Consider the following 17,226-nt stretch of genomic DNA (forward strand, 5'->3'; position numbering starts at 1 on the left):
AATCCTCCTCAACCCGGCATAACGACCCCGGTTGTCCACAGGCAAGTGACACGAAGCGGTAACGGCAACAAGAATGCGGGTGTGACACCCCGCCGGACCCCGTCCGGCGCGGTGTCCGTATTCGGGGTGGGCCGGGCCGCACGACGCCGCCGGCCCGTGACTGGGGATTCCCGTGCTCCTCGTGAGCGTGGGGCAGGGCCGAGGAGGGCCGGGTGACGACCTATGACGATCGAGCGAGCCTCACAGATCTGACCACCACAGCGGAGCGCGTCCGCAGGTCGGTGGAAGGTGTGATCGAGGGCAAGCCCGAGGTCGTACGCCTTGCGCTGACCGTGCTGCTCGCGGAGGGCCATCTCCTGATCGAGGACGTCCCCGGAGTCGGCAAGACCATGCTGGCCAAGGCGCTGGCACGGTCCATCGACTGTTCGGTGCGGCGCATCCAGTTCACACCGGACCTGCTGCCCTCGGACATCACCGGTGTGTCCATCTTCGATCAGCAGCGCCGCGAGTTCGAGTTCAAACCGGGCGCGATCTTCGCGCAGATCGTGATCGGCGACGAGATCAACCGGGCCTCGCCCAAGACGCAGTCCGCGCTCCTGGAGTCGATGGAGGAGCGCCAGGTCACCATCGACGGGCACAGCTACGAGCTGCCCGACCCCTTCATGGTCGTGGCCACCCAGAACCCGGTGGAGATGGAGGGCACGTATCCGCTGCCCGAGGCCCAGCGCGACCGGTTCATGGCCAGGGTGTCGATCGGCTATCCCAGCGCGGAGGCCGAGCTGCAGATGCTCGACGTGCACGGCGGCGTCTCCCCGCTCGACGACCTCCAGCCGGTGGCGCACGCCCACGACATCGTCAAGCTGATCGACGCGGTGCGCTCCGTCCATGTCGCCGACGCCGTCCGGCGGTACGCGGTGCAGCTCGTCGGGGCCACCCGCAGCCACCCCGACCTCCGGCTCGGCGCCTCGCCCCGTGCGACGCTGCACCTGGTGCGCGCCGCCAAGGCCTCCGCCGCACTGAGCGGCCGGGACTACTGCCTGCCGGACGACGTGCAGGCCCTCGTCGTCGCCGTGCTCGCCCACCGACTGCTGCCCACCGCGCAGGCGCAGCTCAACCGCCGCACCGCCGAACAGGTGGTGCTGGAGATCCTTCAGCAGACCCCCGTGCCCACGGCGGCGGGCGGCGCTGCCGTCCCGGTGCCCCCGCACCAGCCGGGTGCTGTGTACGGCGGCCGGCAGCAGCCCGGCACACGGCGGCTCTGATGGCCGCCGGGGGGCCGCCCGCCATGGACGACCGGGACGACAAGGGCGGTCTGCGGGCCGCCCTCGGCGGCCTGACCACGCGCGGACGGTCCTTCCTGGCGGCCGGTGTGGCCGCCGCGGTCTGCGCCTATGTGCTGGGCCAGGGGGATCTGCTGCGGGTCGGCCTGCTGCTCGCCGTGCTGCCGCTGGTCTGTGTGACGGTGCTCTTCCGGACCCGCTACCGGGTCGCCGGGACCCGGCGGCTCTCGCCGTCCCGGGTGCCCGCCGGCGCCGAGGCGCGGGTCCATCTGCGGATGGACAACGTCGCGCGGCTGCCCACCGGTCTGCTCATGCTCCAGGACCGGGTCCCGTACGTGCTGGGGCCGAGGCCCCGGTTCGTCCTGGACCGGGTGGAGGCGGGCGGCCGGCGCGAGGTGTCCTACCGGGTGCGGTCGGACCTGCGCGGGCGCTATCCCCTCGGTCCCCTTCAGCTGCGGCTGAGCGATCCGTTCGGGATGTGCGAGCTGACGCGTTCGTTCAGCGCGTACGACACGCTCGTCGTCATCCCGCGGACCGAACCGCTGCCCCCCGTGCGGCTGGCCGGGGAGGCCTCCGGCTACGGCGAGGGGCGGCAGCGGTCGCTCGCGCTGGCGGGTGAGGACGACGTCATCCCCCGCGGCTACCGGCACGGCGACGATCTGCGCCGTGTCCACTGGCGCTCCACCGCGCGCTACGGCGAACTGATGGTGCGCCGCGAGGAGCAGCCGCAACGCGCCAGATGCACGGTGCTGCTGGACACCCGGCGGATCGGCTACCAGGGCACGGGGCCCGACTCGGCGTTCGAGTGGGCCGTGTCCGGTGCGGCGTCCGCCCTGGTGCACATGCTGGAGCGGGGCTTCGCGGTCCGGCTGCTGACGGACGACGGCACGTCGGTGCCGGGCGAGGGCGGGTTCGCCGGCTCCACCCAGGACACGGCGGAGTCGGCCGGGCTGATGATGGACACCCTCGCCGTGGTCGACCACTCGGAGGGCGGCGGACTCGCCCGCGCCTACGACGTGCTCCGCGGCGGCAACGAGGGGCTGCTGATCGCCTTCCTCGGCGAACTGGACGACGAACAGGCCGCGGTGACGGCCCGGATGCGGCAGCGCAGCGGCGGGGCGGTCGCCTTCGTCCTGGACAGCGCCGCCTGGGTGCACGGCCGGACGCCCGCCTCCGACGCGGCCTGCGAGCGACGGCTCCAGCTGCTGCGCGAGGCGGGGTGGACGGCGGTGCCGGTCCGGCCGGGCACGGATCTGGCGCGGCTGTGGCAGCAGGCGAGCCATCAGGGTTCGCTGACGCAGTCCGCCGCGGTGGGCGGCACGACGGGCGGGACGACGGGATTCTCCGGTGGTTGGTCATGAGAGGACGTTCATGAGCGGTCGTGGTCGGCTGGCGCTGTGCGCCTTCGCGGCGACGCTGATGGCGGCTTGTTCGATGCTGCCGCTGGTCGACCCCGTCACCTGGATCCTGGAGGCCTCGTTCCTGCTGGCCGTCCAGTGCGGTGCGGGTGCTCTCGGCCGGCGGGTGCCGCTGCCCCGGCTGGTGACCGTCGCCGCGCAGGCGCTGGTCCTGGTGGTGCTGCTGACCGCGGCCTTCGCCCGGGAGCAGGCGCTGGCGGGCTTCGTGCCCGGCCCCCAGTCGGTGCAGCGGCTCGTGGATCTGCTGGCGGCGGGCGCCGACGATGTCGGGCAGTACGCGATCCCGGCTCCGGACACGGACGGCATCCGGCTGATGCTGGTGGGCGGGGTCCTGCTGATAGGGCTCGCGGTGGACGCGCTGGCGGTCACGTTCCGCAGCGCCGCACCGGCCGGGCTGCCCCTGCTGGCCCTCTACTCCGTCGCGGCCGGTCTCTCCGACGGCGGCGCCGACTGGCTGTGGTTCCTGCTGGCCGCCTGCGGCTATCTGCTCCTCCTGCTGGCCGAGGGGCGTGACCGGCTCTCCCAGTGGGGGCGTGTCTTCGCCGGGGCCGCCGGGCCCCGGGGCGGTCCGTCCTCCGGCATCGGCGCCTCGGGCGGCGGGGCGCTCGCCCCGGTACGCACCGGACGGCGCATCGGCGCGCTGGCCCTGGGGATCGCGCTGGTCGTGCCCGCGGCCCTGCCCGCGCTCGACAGCGGACTGCTGGCCGGTACGGGAGGCGGCAACGGCAAGGGATCCGGCGGCGGCACCATCTCCGCCGTCAACCCGCTCGTCTCGCTGCAGAACAACCTCAACCAGCCCGAGAACCGGGAGGTGATGTCGTACCGCACCAACGCGACCGGTGTGCAGGACATCTACCTCCGCATACTGGCCCTGGACCAGTTCAACGGGAACGAGTGGCGGGCCTCGACCCGCCGGCTGAAGGACGTACCGAAGCGGCTCCCGAACCCGGCCGGTCTGTCGCCGGACGTCGCCGTGACGGAGATCAGCACGAACATCTCCGCGTCCAACTCCTACCGCCAGACCTACCTGCCGCTCCCCTACCCGGCGACCGAGGTCAGGGTCGACGGGCGGTGGCGGTTCGAGCCCGAGGGCCGCACCCTCGTCGGGGACGACGGGGAGACCACCGGCGGGGCGCAGTACGGGGTCTCCAGCCTGGTCGTGCAGCCGACGGCCGCCCAGCTGGCGCGCGCGGGCGCGGCGCCGACGGCCCTGCTCCGCGAGTACACCCAGGTGCCCGGCTCGCTGCCCAAGGTGGTCAGGGAGACGGCCGAAGAGGTGACGCGGGGCTCCGAGAACGCCTACCAGCGGGCGGTCGGACTCCAGAACTACTTCGCTTCCGAGGGCGGCTTCACCTACGACACCTCGGTGAGTTCGGGTACCGGCAGCGCGGCCATCGGCCGGTTCCTGAAGGACAGGCGGGGCTTCTGCGTCCACTTCTCCTTCACGATGGCCGCGATGGCCCGGACGCTGGGCATCCCGGCCCGGGTAGCCGTGGGCTTCACGCCGGGCACGGCCCAGTCGGACGGTTCGGTGTCGGTGGGGCTGCGCGACGCGCACGCCTGGCCGGAGCTGTACTTCGAGGGCGTGGGGTGGACCCGCTTCGAGCCCACGCCGACGCGTGGTTCGGCGCCCCCGTACACCCTGCCCGACGCGCCTTCCGGCGACTCCGCCGATCCCGCGCAGCCGGAGGCCTCGGCCTCGGCAGCGGTACCGGTGGCGCCGTCGGCCTCGGACAGCTGCCCGGCGCAGATGCGCCGGCAGGGCGAGTGCGGCAGTTCGGCGCTGCCGGACGCCGCGGCCTCCGGGGACACGGGGACGCCGGCGGGCACCGTGCTCGGGATCGTCCTGGGGGCCGTGCTCGTCCTGCTGCTCCCGCTGCTGCCCATGTTCTGGCGCATGCGGGTACGGGCCAGGCGGCTGGGCTCCTCCACCGGGCGCACCCCTGCGGACGCGACCGCGCGCACGCTGGCCGCCTGGCAGGAGATCACCGACACCGCGTGGGACCACGGCATCGAGCCGGACGAGTCGCTGACCCCGCGGAAGGCGGCGGCCCGGGTGGTGCGGGTGGGAGAGCTGGACACGGAGGTGGCCGAGGCGGTGCACCGGGTGGCGGGCGCGGTGGAGCAGGTGCTCTACGCGCCGGAACCGCGGCCGGTGTCCGGGCTCGTGGAGGATGCCCGGGCGGTACGGGCGGGCCTGCGGGCCTCCGCCGACCGGTTCACCCGGTTCCGTGCGGTGGTGGCGCCGCGATCGGCCGTACGGGTGGTATGGGCGGCATCGGAACGCCGGGCGGCCCTGACCGGCCGGTGGCGGGCGCCGCGGCGACCGGCGTGGCTGCGCCGCCCGTCCCGCCAGGAGGGCTGACGGCGTTCCTGGGCGGGCTTCCCTCCGGGCTGAGGGAGGCCCGCCCAGAGGACCTCGGCCCCGCCGGAGGTGGTCGACGGCCCCACCCGGCGAGCGGCCCTGCGCGCACAGGAGGGGCGGCTCCCTGCTCCTTGCTCCTGCTCCTGCTCCTGCTCCTGCTCCTGCTCCTGCTCCCTGTGGAATGGTCCGGCCTGGGGCAGGCGGGCCGCGAAGGCCGGGCCCGGGGCAGGCCGGAAGCCCGGGGCGGACGCGCGCCGCGAAGGGCCCGTCCGGGCCCGAGGGGAGGACGGAAGGCCGGGCTCCGCGCAGGGCAACCCGGAAGGGCCGGCCCGGAGCGCGGCGGTCCGGAGGGCCGGGCCCCGGGCCGGACGCTTCGCCGAGTCGGGGCACGCGTGAGGGGCGGTCGCAGAAATGCGACCGCCCCTCACCCATAAGTGTTCTGAGCGCTTACTGACCCTGCTCATCGCGGCGGCGCTGCCACCGCTGTTCGATCCGGTTCATCACGGACCGGCGTTGTCTGGGCTGTCGTCGCGGCTCCGCACCACCGGCGCGGACCGCCTGCTGCTCGCCCGGTTTCGGCGCCTTGCGCCACCCCGTCACCGCGAGCACCGCACAACCCAGCATGACGAGGAATCCCACCACGCTGATCCAGATCTGCTGAGCGACCATTCCGGCCATGAGGAGCGCGATTCCCACCAGGAAGCCAGCAACTGCCTGGTAGACCCGTCGCCGGGTGTATGTACGCAGCCCACTTCCCTCGAGCGCTGTCGCGAACTTGGGATCTTCGGCGTACAGCGCTCGCTCCATTTGCTCGAGCATTCGCTGCTCGTGCTCCGAGAGCGGCACGGAGTCCTCCTCGTCGTCGGCCGCGGGGGGCGGCCGGTATGCGGCCCTTCCAGGATAGGCAGGGAATCGCCCCCGTGAAACCCGCCCTCATTGCCAATCAGCCAGTCCGGGCCGCCACGACGGCTCAGCTGCTGAGGCGTTGATTCCCCAACCTCCGATCCGTCATGCCGGATGGTGTCCCCCGATCATACGGGGCCGAGCCCCCGATCGGGGCTGCTGGGGCGTACTCCGTCTGCAGCTGCGTTGCTGATCAGCCACGCTGCTGTCGCGATCCGGCCGGGGGCTCAGGGCCGCCTGGTGCCCAGAACGTGCAACTGGGTCGCCACCGAGTGGAACGCGGGCAGCTCGGCGGCCGCCGCCTCCAGCTTGAGCAGGGCCTCCATCGCACCGGGTTCGGTGTCCACGAGGACACCGGGCACCAGGTCGGCGAAGACGCGTACACCGTGGACGGCGCCCACCTCGACGTCCGCCCCCTCGACGAGTCCGGTGAGCTGCTCCGCCGTGTACCGCCGGGGCACCGGGTCGCCCTCGCCCCAGCGGCCGGCCGGATCGCTGAGCGCGTGGCGGGCCTCGGTGAAGTGGCCCGCGAGCGCCCGGGCCAGCACGGCCCCGCCGAGCCCCGCGGCGAGCAGGCTGAGCGCACCGGACGGACGGAGCGCCGCCACCGCGTGCCGCACGCCCTCGGCGGGATCGTCCACGTACTCCAGGACTCCGTGGCAGAGCACGGCGTCGTAGCCACCGCGTTCCACCACCTCGAAGAGGCCCAGGATGTCGCCCTGGACCCCGTTGACCCGGTCGGCCACCCCGGCCTCGGCGGCACGGCGCTCCAGGGCGAACAGAGCGTTCGGGCTGGGGTCGACGACGGTGACCCGGTGCCCCAGGCGCGCGACGGGCACGGCGAAGTTCCCCGTACCGCCGCCGGTGTCCAGTACGTCCAGGGCGTCCCTGCCGGTCGCCTTGACCTGGCGGTCGAGAGCGTCCTTGAGGACCTCCCAGACCACGGCGGTACGGAGGGAGGCGCGGGGGCGCAGCTGGTCCGACACGGCAGTTGACTCCTCGGCACGGTGCCGCCGCTGAGGGCGGAGCGTGAACAGCGCAGGTGATAGGTCCCGTCCACCCTATTGCCTCGCGCCGCCGTCGCCCTCATCCCGCGTCGGACCGGTCCGCGCGGGGCTGCGGGAGGACCGGCTGGAGCACCAGGAGCCGCTCCACCAGGCGAAGGAACATCGCCGCGTCGCGCAGCAGGTCGTCCGCGTCGCGCCGGCCGGCCGCGCCCGGTATACCCGCCTCCGCGCGGGCCCGGCGGCGGGCGCCGGAGGCGAACAGCGCGCTCCACTCGGTGAGCTCGGGGGCGATTTCCGGCAGGACCTCCCAGGCGCTGCGGATCCGCTCGCGGCGCCGCCGGGAGGTCTCGGGGCGCCCCCGGACCGCGAGCACCGCGGCCGCGGTGCGCAGTGCGGCGAGATGGGCGGTGGCATAGCGCTCGTTCGGCACGTCGAGAACAGCTGCCTCTTCCAGGCCGGCGCGGGCCTGGGCGAGGAGATCGAGAGCGGCGGGCGGCGCGGTGGTGCGCCGGAGTACGGGGTGGATGTCGTGCGCCGGGCCGGTCGGTGAGGGGGCAGGGCCGTCTGCGCGGCGTCGCGGGGCGGCTGCTGCGGACGAGTGGGCCATGACAGAACCTCCTGTCTCGTAACGGCTTCGTGGCCGTCTGTATCCATCGTGACGGCCCCCACTGACAATCCACCCCGACCCCTCTCTGGCCTGGCCTTTTGCTTCGACCGCCCGTTCGGGCTACCTTTTGTACTGACCGGTCAGTACAGACGAGAAGGGGAGGGTCTGTGGACAGCGCCGACAAGGCGGACAGCCTGGACAGCCCGCACGGAGCGGCTGTCACCGCCGACGGCCTCGGCCTCAAAGGGCCGCGCGGCTGGGCGTTCCGGGGCGTGACGCTCGACGCCGCCCCCGGGTCCCTGATCGCGATCGAGGGCCCGTCCGGCTCGGGCCGCACCTGCCTTCTGCTCGCCCTCACCGGCCGGATGCGCCCCACCGAAGGCGAGGCCGCGACCGGTGGCCTGCGCCTTCCGAGCCGGGCCGCCGCCGTACGCCGCATCGCGGCCCTGGGCCCGGTACCCGGCGTCAGCGAGCTCGACCCCGCGTTCACGGTCGCCGAGCACCTGCGGGAACGCGTCCTGCTGCAGCGCCGCTTCGACGGCTCGCTGCGCGCCCTGCTGCGACCCCGCCGCGAGCGCGTCGCCACCGCCCGGGGGCGGATCGATACCGCCCTGGAGGCGGCCGGACTCGACCCCGCCACCCTCCCCAAGGGGGAGCGGACCTCCGTACGGGATCTGGAGCGGCTGGAGGCGCTGCGCCTCTCCGTCGCCCTCGCGCTGATCGGCCGGCCGCGGCTGCTCGCGGTGGACGACATCGACCTCAAGCTCTCCGACGGCGAACGCGCCGAGGCCTGGGCGCTCCTGCGTCGCCTCGCCGCCGACGGCACGACCGTGCTGGCCGTCTGCCGCGAGGCTCCCGACGACGCCGTGACCGTACGCACCGGCGCAAGGGAAGCTGCGGACCGGGCGGACGACACCGGCCCAACCGGAGCGACGGACACCACCGCCGCAACCGAATCGACGAACCCGGCACCCGCCACGGACGCGTCCGCGGCCGCGGACCCCGACCGCACCACCGGTGAGCCCGTCTCGCCGACGACCCCCGAACACGACGAAGGGACGGCCGATGCGTTCGCCGAGACTGGCCGCGCTTGAGCTCCGGCGCTTCGGCAGGGGAAGGCTGCCGCGCGCCGCGCTGGCCGCGCTCCTGCTGCTGCCGCTGCTCTACGGCGCCCTGTACCTGTGGTCCTTCTGGGACCCCTACGGGCGCCTGGACCGCATCCCCGTCGCGTTGGTCAACGACGACAAGGGCGCCACCGCCGCGGGCAAGCACATCGCGGCCGGGGACGAGATCACCGGCAAGCTGCTCGACTCCAAGGTCTTCGAGTGGCACGAGGTGAGTGCCACCGAGGCCGGCAGGGGCCTCGAGGACGGGACGTACTACCTCTCGCTGACCATGCCCGCGGACTTCAGCCGGCGCATCGCGTCCAGCTCCGGTGACTCCCCCGAGACGAGCGCCCTCCAGGTGCGCACCAACGACGCGAACAACTACATCGTCGGCCAGATCTCCCGCACGGTCTTCTCCGAGGTGCGCACCGCCGCGTCCGCCAACGCCTCCCGGGGCTTCCTGGACCGGATCTTCATCAACTTCTCCGATCTCCACGACGCGACGGCCAAGGCGGCCAAGGGCGCCGCCGACCTCGAGGGCGGGATCGGCAAGGCGAAGAAGGGCTCGAAGGACCTCGCGGACGGGCTGAAGGACGCGAAGGCCGGCAGCAGCAGCCTCGCCACCGGCATCGCCAGGCTGGACAAGGGCGCGGGAGACCTGGAAACCGGATCGCGCCAGGTCGCGGACGGCACCCAGCTCCTCGCCGACAAGGTCAACGGGGTGGCCGCCGACGTCCGCCCGTTCCTGAAGGACAACGGCAAGGCGATCGGCGACACCGCCCGGCTCGTCTCCGACTCCTCGCAGACCGTACGGGACAACCTCGACCTGCTGGTGAAGGCGGCGCCCACCGCCGCGACGGCCGCCCACACGGCCTCCGACGACCTCACCGAGATCCACCGCACCCGGTGCGAGGAGCAGCCCCTCCCCGATCCCGGCGTCTGCGCGCCGCTGAAGCGGGCCGTGACGGCGGCGGCCGACGTCGCCGCCGTGGCCGACGACGTGAACGTCCTGGTCAAGAACCAGAACGGGGACCTCAAGCAGCTCCGGAGCCGACTGGCCACCCTGCAGAAGCAGGCCGACGCCCTCGCCGAGCGCTCGCCCCACCTGGACGAGGACCTGGAGAGCGCCGTCAAGAAGGTCAACGCACTCAACAGCGGCGCCCACAAGGTCGCCAGGGGCGCGGACCGGCTGCACACCGGCCTGGGCACGGCCAAGTCCGGTTCCGCCGAGCTGAACACCGGGGTCGGCGACCTCAAGAAGGGCGCGACGCGCCTGGACAGCGGCATGATCCGGCTCGGCGACGGATCGGCCACGCTCGCCAAGGGACTCGACGACGGGGCCGGCAAGATCCCGGACTACGACAAGAAGGACCGCGACGCCCGTACGGGTGTCATGGCCGACCCCGTACAGCTGGCATCGAAGTCCCTGCACGCGGCCCCCAACTACGGCACCGGTTTCGCCCCCTACTTCATCCCGCTCTCCCTCTGGGTCGGCGCGATGGTGGCGTACATGCTGATCCAGCCCCTCAACCGGCGCGCCCTGGCCGCCGGGGCGCCGGCCTGGCGGATCGCCTTCGCGGGCTGGCTGCCGGTGGCCGCGATCGGTCTGCTCCAGGTGGCCGCGCTGATGTCCGTACTGCACTGGGGGCTCGGCCTGCAGATGGCACACGCCGCCGGGACCATCGGCTTCCTGGCCCTGGTCAGCTGCTGTTTCGGTGCGATCGTGCAGTGGCTGAACGCCCGCTTCGGGGCGGCGGGCCGCATTCTCGTCCTCGCGGCGCTGATGCTCCAGCTGACCTCGGCGGGCGGCACGTACCCCGTACAGACGAGTCCCGGCTTCTTCAACGCGATCCATCCGTACCTGCCGATGAGCTACATCGTCGAGGGCCTTCGCCGGCTGATCACGGGCGGTGGACTGGGCCCGGTCTGGCAGGGCAGTGCGGTGCTCCTGGCGTTCACCGCGGGGGCGCTCGCGCTGACGGCCCTGTCCGCGCGCCGCAAGCAGGTGTGGACGCTGGACCGGCTGCATCCGGAGCTGAGTCTGTGAGCGCTCCCGGACCTGTGAGAATCAGGAGCATGGAAAGCAGTAGCGCCACACGCCGCCAGGCCACCCGGCAGAAGCTCTACGAAGCGGCCGTGACCCTCATCGCCGAGAAGGGGTTCTCGGCGACCACGGTGGACGAGATCGCCGAGCGCGCCGGGGTGGCCAAGGGCACGGTGTACTACAACTTCAAGAGCAAGAGCGAGCTGTTCGAGGAGCTGTTGCGCCACGGGGTCGGGCTGCTCACCTCCTCGCTCCGCTCGGCGGCGGAGGAGACCGACGCGCGCGGCGGCAGCCGGGTCGAGGCGCTGGACGCCATGATCAGGGCGGGCCTGGTCTTCATCGACCGCTACCCGGCCTTCACCCAGCTGTACGTGGCCGAGCTGTGGCGCACCAACCGCACCTGGCAGGGCACGTTGCTGGTGGTGCGCCAGGAGGCCGTGGCCGTGGTCGAGGGCGTCCTCAAGGAGGGCGTCGCGGGAGGCGAGCTCAGCGAGGAGATCGACATCCCGCTGACGGCGGCCGCCCTGGTCGGCATGGTGCTGGTGGCGGCGCTGGACTGGCAGGCGTTCCAGCCGGAGCGGTCGATCGACGACGTGCACTCCGCGCTGTCCCTGCTGCTGCACGGGCGGGTCAGCGGCCGCTGACCCCGGCCCGGGACCCACCGGGCACACGAAGGCGCCGGTCCGACGGGGCTCGATCCCCCCGAGCCTCGCCCGACCGGCGCCTTCCGTGCTGCCGGAGGACCTTCCCCCGTGACCCCGTGGTCCCCCGTGGTCCCGAGTCCTCCGCCGCGCACCCCCGTTCGGTCAGGAGAGCCGCGCCCGTTCCGCCGCCCCGTGCCGGCGGTACCGGCGCGGCGCCCCTTCCGTGGTCCCCACTCTGCCGTCCCCGCAGGTCGCACCCCATCCGCCCCCGTACTCATCTCAGGGCCTGGGTACGGGTACTCAGACCTGTGTAGCCGCCCCCTCCCGCACCGGTAGACGGCCTGGTTACGATCACCCCCGTGTCCGTACTCCCCCTGGTGTTCACAAGTGGCTGGGCGAGCGGGATCAACGCCTACGCGGTGGTCCTCCTCCTCGGCGTCTTCGGCGCGACCGGTGTCACCGACGAGGTGCCCGCCTCGCTGCAGCGCACCGATGTCCTCCTCGTGGCCGGTGTGCTCTTCCTGTGCGAGGTGGTGGCGGACAAGATCCCGTACGTGGACTCCGTCTGGGACACGGCACACACCGTCATCAGGCCGGTCGCCGGGGCGGTCCTCGCGGCGCTGCTGGCCGGCGAGAGCGGGTCCCTGCCGGAACTCGCCGCGGGAGCCATCGGCGGATCCACCGCGCTGATGAGCCATCTGGTGAAGGCCGGCACCAGGATGGCGGTCAACACCTCCCCCGAGCCCTTCAGCAATATCGCGGTGAGCATCGCCGAGGACCTGGGCGTCGCCGGAGTCGTCACCTTCGCCCTGTTCCATCCGTGGATCGCGGCGGGCATCGCCGCGACCCTGCTGCTGCTCGGCCTGGTGATACTGGTCTTCCTGGCCTCGCGGATCCGCCGGTTCCTGCGCCGCAGGGCACAGCGGCGCGAGGAGAAGCGCCTGGCCGGCGCCGGCTCCTCATGGCCTGACGGCTGAGCGGTCGGAGGCGGCCGTTAAAGTCGCTGGCATGGCACGTATTGCGGTGATCGGCGCCGGGTTGGGCGCGATGTCGGCGGCGGCCCGGCTGGCTGTGGCAGGCCACCGGGTGACGGTGTACGAGCGGTCGGAGACGTTCGGCGGCTCGCTCGGCCGCCATGCCCGGGACGGCTTCGCCTTCGACACCGGCCCCGGTCTCCTCCACCTGCCCGCCGTCTACCGCGATCTGTTCGTGAAGACCGGCAAGGAACCGCTGGAGCGGTGCGTCACCCTGACCCAGGTCGACCCGGCGAGCCGTCACCTCTTCGCGGACGGCACCGACGTGTCCCTGCCGAACGCCTCGCGGGCCGGTGTCGTCGCGGCCCTGGACGCCGCGCTCGGCGACGGCGCGGGCGGGAGCTGGGGGGCGTTCCTCGACCGGGCCCGGGAGGCGTGGGACCGGTCCCGGCGGCCGCTGCTGGAGGAGCCCCTGCGCCCCGACTGGCAGGTCCTGTCACGCGATCCGTATCCGGCGCCCGTCCGGCGACGGCTGCTGCGCCCCGCTCGCCGGGCCGGCACGGTGAGCGAGGTCGGCGCCTGGGAGCTGGCGGACCCCCGGCTGGCCGCCCTGCTGGACGGGTACGCGCTGGCGTACGGCCTCGATCCGCTGCGCGCCCCGGCGAGCACGGCTCTGCTGCCGTACATGGAGGAGACCTTCGGCAGCTGGTACGTCTCCGGGGGCATGCGGGCGCTCGCCCGGGCGGTGTACGAGCGGTGTCTGGCCCGGAAGGTGGAGTTCGTCTTCGGCGCCGAGGTGGCCCGGGTCCTGGAGAAGGACGGCCGGGCGGCAGGCGTGGAACTGACGGACGGCACGGTCGCGGAGGCGGCCCACGTGGTGCTGGGGGCCCGCCCGCATCCGGGGCTGATGCCCGCTCAGGAGCTCTGGCGGGACGGCGATGTGACGGTTCAGCCCCGGCCGGAGGGTTCCGCCCCGACGGGACGGTTCCTGGTCCTGCTGTCGCTGCGCGGGGCCCGGCCCGCGGACGCCGTGCACCGGACGCTGGTGCATCCGGCGGACGGCGCGGCCGAGCGGGCGGCGGTGTTCGGCGGCCGGCTCGCCGGGCACCCCACAGTGACGGTGCTGCGCCCCGACGACCCGTCGACCCGTCCCGACGAGGCACACGAGGCGGTGACGCTGACGGCGACCGTCGCCCCGCACGGCCCGGTGGACTGGACGGACGAGGTGGTGCGGGCGCGGTACGCGGACACCCTCATCGACATCGCGAGCGCGGCCGTGCCGGGCCTGCGGGACCGGATGCTGCACGCGGAGGTCCGGACGCCCGCGGAGTCCGCCGCCGAGACCGGTGCACCGGGCGGTGCGGTTCCCGCGCCCGCGCTGGCGGGCGGCGGAGGCGGCTGGCTCCATACGGGCAACCGCACCCGGCTGCCGGGGCTGTATCTGGCCGGCGGCTGGTCGCATCCGGGCGGCGGTCCGGCCCACGCGGGAATGTCCGGAGCGCTGGTCGCGGGGCTGATCGTCGAGGGGGACGGGTTCCGCGGGTCGCAGTGAGGTCCGCCGGCGGGGCCGGGTCACCGGTGTCCCCGCGCCGGGCTCGACCGCCCCGGACTCAGTAGCGGTACTGCTCGTTGTAGCCCGCGTCGTAGCCGTTCGGGTACGGGGCCGGCTGGACGGGCTCCTCCTGAGGAACCGGCGGGTACTGCTCGCCCTCGCGCTGCTGCGGCACCCAGACGCCGCCCGGCGGGGTCTCGGAGAAGTACGCCTGGGGCTGGGCGTACGGGTCGGCGAACTGCCCGCCGCTGCCGTAGGCGTCGTAGCCGTCGCCGGTTCCGTCGTTTCCGTACGTGCCGTACTGCGGGGTGCTCCCGGTGGTGCCGACGTACGGGTCGGAGTACGCGGCGTACTGCTGCTGGTCCGTGCCGTAGTCGTACGGTCCGGCGCCCGCGTAGGCATCCTGGCCGTCGTACGCGTCCTGACCGCCGTAGGTGTCCTGACCCTGCGCCGGGTAGGCGGGGTAGTCGGTGTACGGGTCGTACGCGGCGTACTGCGGCTGGCCTTCAGGCTGCCGGGACTCCTGGTGCTGCTCCTGCCGGCCGGAGTCGGTGTAGACGCCGTACTGCCCGGTGTCGTCCGGCAGGGGTTCGGGAGCGTAGACAGCGGCCGGCTCGGAGTGCGGGCCTGCCTCCGGCCGTGCCGGTGTCCGGGCGTCGTGCTCCACCTCCAGGTCCGAGACCTGGAGCGTGGGCTCGCGGTCAACGGCGCCGCCGCGGCGGCGCCTGCTCGCTCCGGGGCTGCCCCCTATGGCCCAGCCCGTCGAGAAACCGCGACGGAAGGAGAGGGTGACGTACGTCTGGCCGGTCGCGAAGGCGATCGCGCCGACGGCGATGACGAACACCGACGGCAGCAGGACGCCGATGACGACACCGACGAAACCGGTGAAGGCGAGCAGGCGCCAGCGCAGGCGTGCCTTGTACTGCAGCAGCACCTCACCGAGCAGCCACAGCGCAACGATGCCGAACGCGATGTAGAGGACCGTCCAGCCCATGCCCGCCCCTTCTACGGCCACCGCCCGGGGTAGCGGCGGGTACGGCCGGTCACGACTGCTTGTGCAGTCCGAGATTCTCGTAGATTTCGAGCGTCGCCGTCGAGTTGTTCAACGTGATGAAGTGCAGCCCGGGGACACCCTCGGAAAGCAGCTTCGCGCAGAACCGCGTTGCGAAGTCGATGCCAATGGAGCGTACAGCGGCGGCATCGTCCTTGGCGGCGAGGATGCTGTCTTTCAGGTCCTCGGGCAGGGTCGCGTTGCTGAGCTGCGCGAATCGTTCCAATTGCCGGACGCTCGTCAGGGGCATCACCTCGGGGATGATGGGGGTTTCGCAACCGGCAGCGACCACCCGGTCACGCATCCGGAGATAACTCTCCGGATCGAAGAACATCTGCGTGATCGCGTAGTCCGCCCCGGCACGGCACTTGTCCACGAAATGCCTGATGTCGGTGTCCCAGTCGGGCGAGCGCGGATGCCGTTCCGGGAAGGCCGCGACGCCGACACAGAAGTCGCCTGCTTCCTTGATCAGCCGGACGAGGTCCGCCGCGTACCGCACACCCTCCGGATGCTCGACCCACTCCGCCATCGGGTCGCCCGGCGGGTCGCCGCGCACGGCGAGGATGTTCCTGATGCCGGCGTCCGCGTACTGGCCGACCATGTTGCGCAGTTCGGCGATGGAGTGGTTGACCGCCGTGAGGTGCGCGACCGGGGTGAGCGTGGACTCGGCCGCGATGTCCTGGGTGGCCTTCACCGTCCCGGCCCGGGTGGATCCGCCGGCTCCGTACGTCACGGAGACGAAGCTGGGCCCCACCGCCTCGACCCGGCGCAGCGCGTTCCAGAGGTTCCGCTCGCCCTTCTCGGTCTTGGGCGCCCAGAACTCGAAGGAGTACGAGGTCTTGCCGGTCGCGAGCATCTCACGCACGGTGCGCGCGTGATCTGTCCGGGTGGAGGGTGTACCGAGAGCCATACCCGCAGGTTAACCAGGGAGGGGGCGGGCCCCCACCGAAGCGGGGGGATTTGTCTCGAATACGCGATTCTTTGTCCACGCTTCGGACACTTCCGTCCCGAAGACGGCCCGGTCGCACCGGTCGCGCACGAGCGGGGCCGCCCCTCGGACACGCCGGTGGCGCACCGTGCCGCCGTCCGTCCCGCTCATCCGTCGGCGCGGTCCCGGATCCTTCCCGCGAGCGCAGCGGCGGCAGCGCCCGGATCGGAGGCCTCGGTGACGGCCCGGACGACGACGATCCGGCGCGCTCCCGCGTCCAGGACCTCGTCGAGGTTGCCCGCGTCGATCCCGCCGATGGCGAACCACGGGCGGGTGGGGGCGAGCGAGGCGGTATAGCGGACGAGGTCCAGGCCGGGGGCGTGGCGGCCGGGCTTCGTCGGGGTGGGCCAGCAGGGGCCCGTGCAGAAGTAGTCCACGCCGGGCTCGGCGAGGGCCGCGTCGACCTCTGCCTCGGCGTGCGTGGAGCGGCCGATGACCACGTCCGGGCCGATGATCGCGCGGGCGGCCGGGACCGGCAGGTCGCCCTGGCCCAGATGCAGCACGTCGGAGCCGATGGCGTGGGCGACGTCGGCCCGGTCGTTGACCGCGAGGAGCTTGCCGTGGCGCTTGCAGGCGTCGGCGAAAAGCGCGAGGTGTTCGAGTTCCTCGGCCGCCTCCATGCCCTTGTCGCGCAGCTGGATGACGTCCACACCGCCGGAGAGGACCGCGTCGAGGAAGGCGGGGAGGTCGCCCTGGCGCCGGCGGGCGTCCGTGCAGAGGTAGAGCCGGGCATCGGACAGCAGCGCGCGAGGCGTGTACATGGTGCGGTTTCCCCCCGGGGAAGACGGCGGCGTCGGTGCGGTGGCGCCGCGCGGGACGCGGGCCGCGGCGTGCGGCCCGCATCCCGGTGCGGCTTCGGTTCTGAGGCCGGCGGGCGGCCTCTCAGACGGCGAGCGCCTGGGCGCGGCGCTTCACCTCCGTGCCGCGGTTCTCACTCAGCGCCTGCGCGGGCGTGCCCGGCAGGCTCGGGTCGGGCGTGAAGAGCCATTCCAGCATCTCCGCGTCGGAGTAGCCGTCGTCCCTCAGGAGCGTCAGGGTCCCCGAAAGGCCCTTGACCACCTTGTCGCCGTCGATGAAGGCGGCAGGCACCTGGAGCGCCCGGTTCTCCCCACGTCGTACGGCGATGAGCTGGCCCTCCTTGACCAGCTGGCGCACGCGCGTCACCTCGACATCGAGCATTTCGGCGATGTCGGGGAGGTGGAGCCAGGCGGGGACGAGAGCATCGATCTTTGCGTCAATCTCGGTCACGGGGACAAGCCTGCCATCCCGGACCGACAGTCGGTACCC

15 protein-coding genes are annotated in these 17,226 nt (G+C 72.9%); 8 read left to right on the plus strand and 7 right to left on the minus strand.

Annotation, left to right across the window (positions count from 1 at the left end; genetic code table 11):
• The first annotated feature begins 212 nt into the window (after positions 1–212).
• Genes E6R60_RS21945 through E6R60_RS21955 form a run of 3 tightly spaced genes read left to right on the plus strand, consistent with a single transcriptional unit; the run spans position 213 to position 5,063 of the window.
• Positions 213–1,262, plus strand: coding sequence for a MoxR family ATPase (locus tag E6R60_RS21945; RefSeq protein WP_136328332.1), 1,050 nt, complete (start codon positions 213–215; stop codon positions 1,260–1,262).
• On the plus strand, positions 1,262–2,641 hold the full coding sequence (locus E6R60_RS21950) for a DUF58 domain-containing protein (RefSeq protein ID WP_136328333.1): 1,380 nt from the start codon (positions 1,262–1,264) through the stop codon (positions 2,639–2,641). The genes E6R60_RS21945 and E6R60_RS21950 overlap by 1 nt, the downstream gene beginning before the upstream one ends.
• 10 nt (positions 2,642–2,651) lie before the next feature.
• Positions 2,652–5,063, plus strand: coding sequence for a DUF3488 and transglutaminase-like domain-containing protein (locus E6R60_RS21955; RefSeq protein ID WP_136328334.1), 2,412 nt, complete (start codon positions 2,652–2,654; stop codon positions 5,061–5,063).
• 447 nt (positions 5,064–5,510) lie between these two features.
• Here the strand turns inward: E6R60_RS21955 and E6R60_RS21960 are convergent, their stop codons facing one another.
• The 3 genes from E6R60_RS21960 to E6R60_RS21970 all read right to left on the minus strand — a co-directional run bounded on the left by E6R60_RS21960 (position 5,511) and on the right by E6R60_RS21970 (position 7,580).
• The gene (locus E6R60_RS21960) at positions 5,511–5,909 is read right to left on the minus strand and encodes a DUF3040 domain-containing protein (RefSeq protein ID WP_136328335.1); all 399 of its coding nucleotides are present in this window, start codon (positions 5,907–5,909) and stop codon (positions 5,511–5,513) included.
• Positions 5,910–6,193: 284 nt separating this feature from the next.
• Positions 6,194–6,952, minus strand: a complete 759-nt coding sequence (locus tag E6R60_RS21965; RefSeq protein WP_136328336.1) for a methyltransferase — start codon at positions 6,950–6,952, stop codon at positions 6,194–6,196.
• A gap of 100 nt (positions 6,953–7,052) precedes the next feature.
• Positions 7,053–7,580: an SAV_6107 family HEPN domain-containing protein gene (locus E6R60_RS21970; RefSeq protein WP_136328337.1), complete on the minus strand. Its 528-nt coding sequence runs from the start codon at positions 7,578–7,580 to the stop codon at positions 7,053–7,055.
• Positions 7,581–7,774: 194 nt separating this feature from the next.
• Here E6R60_RS21970 and E6R60_RS21975 point away from each other — a divergent pair, with 194 nt between their 5' ends.
• The 5 genes from E6R60_RS21975 (at position 7,775) to E6R60_RS21995 (ending at position 13,900) form a co-directional block, all read left to right on the plus strand.
• Entirely contained in the window at positions 7,775–8,674 is a 900-nt protein-coding gene (locus E6R60_RS21975) for an ATP-binding cassette domain-containing protein (protein ID WP_136328411.1), read from the plus strand.
• Positions 8,646–10,733 carry a YhgE/Pip domain-containing protein gene (locus E6R60_RS21980; RefSeq protein WP_136328338.1) on the plus strand — a complete coding sequence of 696 codons (2,088 nt, stop codon included), beginning with the start codon at positions 8,646–8,648 and terminating at the stop codon, positions 10,731–10,733. Before E6R60_RS21975 ends, E6R60_RS21980 begins: the two co-directional genes overlap by 29 nt.
• Before the next feature lie 29 nt (positions 10,734–10,762).
• Positions 10,763–11,374, plus strand: a complete 612-nt coding sequence (locus tag E6R60_RS21985) for a TetR/AcrR family transcriptional regulator (protein ID WP_136328339.1) — start codon at positions 10,763–10,765, stop codon at positions 11,372–11,374.
• A gap of 359 nt (positions 11,375–11,733) precedes the next feature.
• Positions 11,734–12,351 (plus strand): DUF4126 domain-containing protein, encoded by a 618-nt coding sequence (locus E6R60_RS21990; RefSeq protein WP_136328340.1) that lies wholly within the window; start codon positions 11,734–11,736, stop codon positions 12,349–12,351.
• Positions 12,352–12,382: 31 nt separating this feature from the next.
• Complete coding sequence (locus E6R60_RS21995) at positions 12,383–13,900, plus strand: NAD(P)/FAD-dependent oxidoreductase (protein ID WP_168713660.1); 1,518 nt, start codon at positions 12,383–12,385, stop codon at positions 13,898–13,900.
• 58 nt (positions 13,901–13,958) lie between these two features.
• Here the strand turns inward: E6R60_RS21995 and E6R60_RS22000 are convergent, their stop codons facing one another.
• The 4 genes from E6R60_RS22000 to E6R60_RS22015 form a co-directional block, all read right to left on the minus strand.
• Positions 13,959–14,894, minus strand: coding sequence for a hypothetical protein (locus E6R60_RS22000; RefSeq protein WP_136328341.1), 936 nt, complete (start codon positions 14,892–14,894; stop codon positions 13,959–13,961).
• A gap of 49 nt (positions 14,895–14,943) precedes the next feature.
• Positions 14,944–15,861: a methylenetetrahydrofolate reductase [NAD(P)H] gene (gene metF, locus E6R60_RS22005; protein ID WP_136328342.1), complete on the minus strand. Its 918-nt coding sequence runs from the start codon at positions 15,859–15,861 to the stop codon at positions 14,944–14,946.
• 185 nt (positions 15,862–16,046) lie between these two features.
• Positions 16,047–16,700, minus strand: a complete 654-nt coding sequence (gene thiE / locus E6R60_RS22010; protein ID WP_136328343.1) for a thiamine phosphate synthase — start codon at positions 16,698–16,700, stop codon at positions 16,047–16,049.
• A 121-nt stretch (positions 16,701–16,821) separates the two neighbouring features.
• Entirely contained in the window at positions 16,822–17,187 is a 366-nt protein-coding gene (locus E6R60_RS22015) for an Rv2175c family DNA-binding protein (RefSeq protein WP_136328344.1), read from the minus strand.
• Between the last annotated feature and the right edge of the window lie 39 nt (positions 17,188–17,226).

Source organism: Streptomyces sp. A0642 (assembly GCF_004795105.1).
In the GTDB taxonomy this organism is placed as follows: domain Bacteria; phylum Actinomycetota; class Actinomycetes; order Streptomycetales; family Streptomycetaceae; genus Streptomyces.

What these genes read in the sequence shown, in the direction of transcription:
- E6R60_RS21950 (WP_136328333.1), top strand. Translation starts at nt 1,262, where the DNA reads ATGGCCGCCGGGGGGCCGCCCGCCATGGACGACCGGGACGACAAGGGC.
- E6R60_RS21955 (WP_136328334.1), top strand. Translation starts at nt 2,652, where the DNA reads ATGAGCGGTCGTGGTCGGCTGGCGCTGTGCGCCTTCGCGGCGACGCTG.
- E6R60_RS21970 (WP_136328337.1), bottom strand. Translation starts at nt 7,580, where the DNA reads ATGGCCCACTCGTCCGCAGCAGCCGCCCCGCGACGCCGCGCAGACGGC.
- E6R60_RS21980 (WP_136328338.1), top strand. Translation starts at nt 8,646, where the DNA reads ATGCGTTCGCCGAGACTGGCCGCGCTTGAGCTCCGGCGCTTCGGCAGG.
- E6R60_RS21985 (WP_136328339.1), top strand. Translation starts at nt 10,763, where the DNA reads ATGGAAAGCAGTAGCGCCACACGCCGCCAGGCCACCCGGCAGAAGCTC.
- E6R60_RS21995 (WP_168713660.1), top strand. Translation starts at nt 12,383, where the DNA reads ATGGCACGTATTGCGGTGATCGGCGCCGGGTTGGGCGCGATGTCGGCG.
- E6R60_RS22000 (WP_136328341.1), bottom strand. Translation starts at nt 14,894, where the DNA reads ATGGGCTGGACGGTCCTCTACATCGCGTTCGGCATCGTTGCGCTGTGG.
- metF (WP_136328342.1), bottom strand. Translation starts at nt 15,861, where the DNA reads ATGGCTCTCGGTACACCCTCCACCCGGACAGATCACGCGCGCACCGTG.
- thiE (WP_136328343.1), bottom strand. Translation starts at nt 16,700, where the DNA reads ATGTACACGCCTCGCGCGCTGCTGTCCGATGCCCGGCTCTACCTCTGC.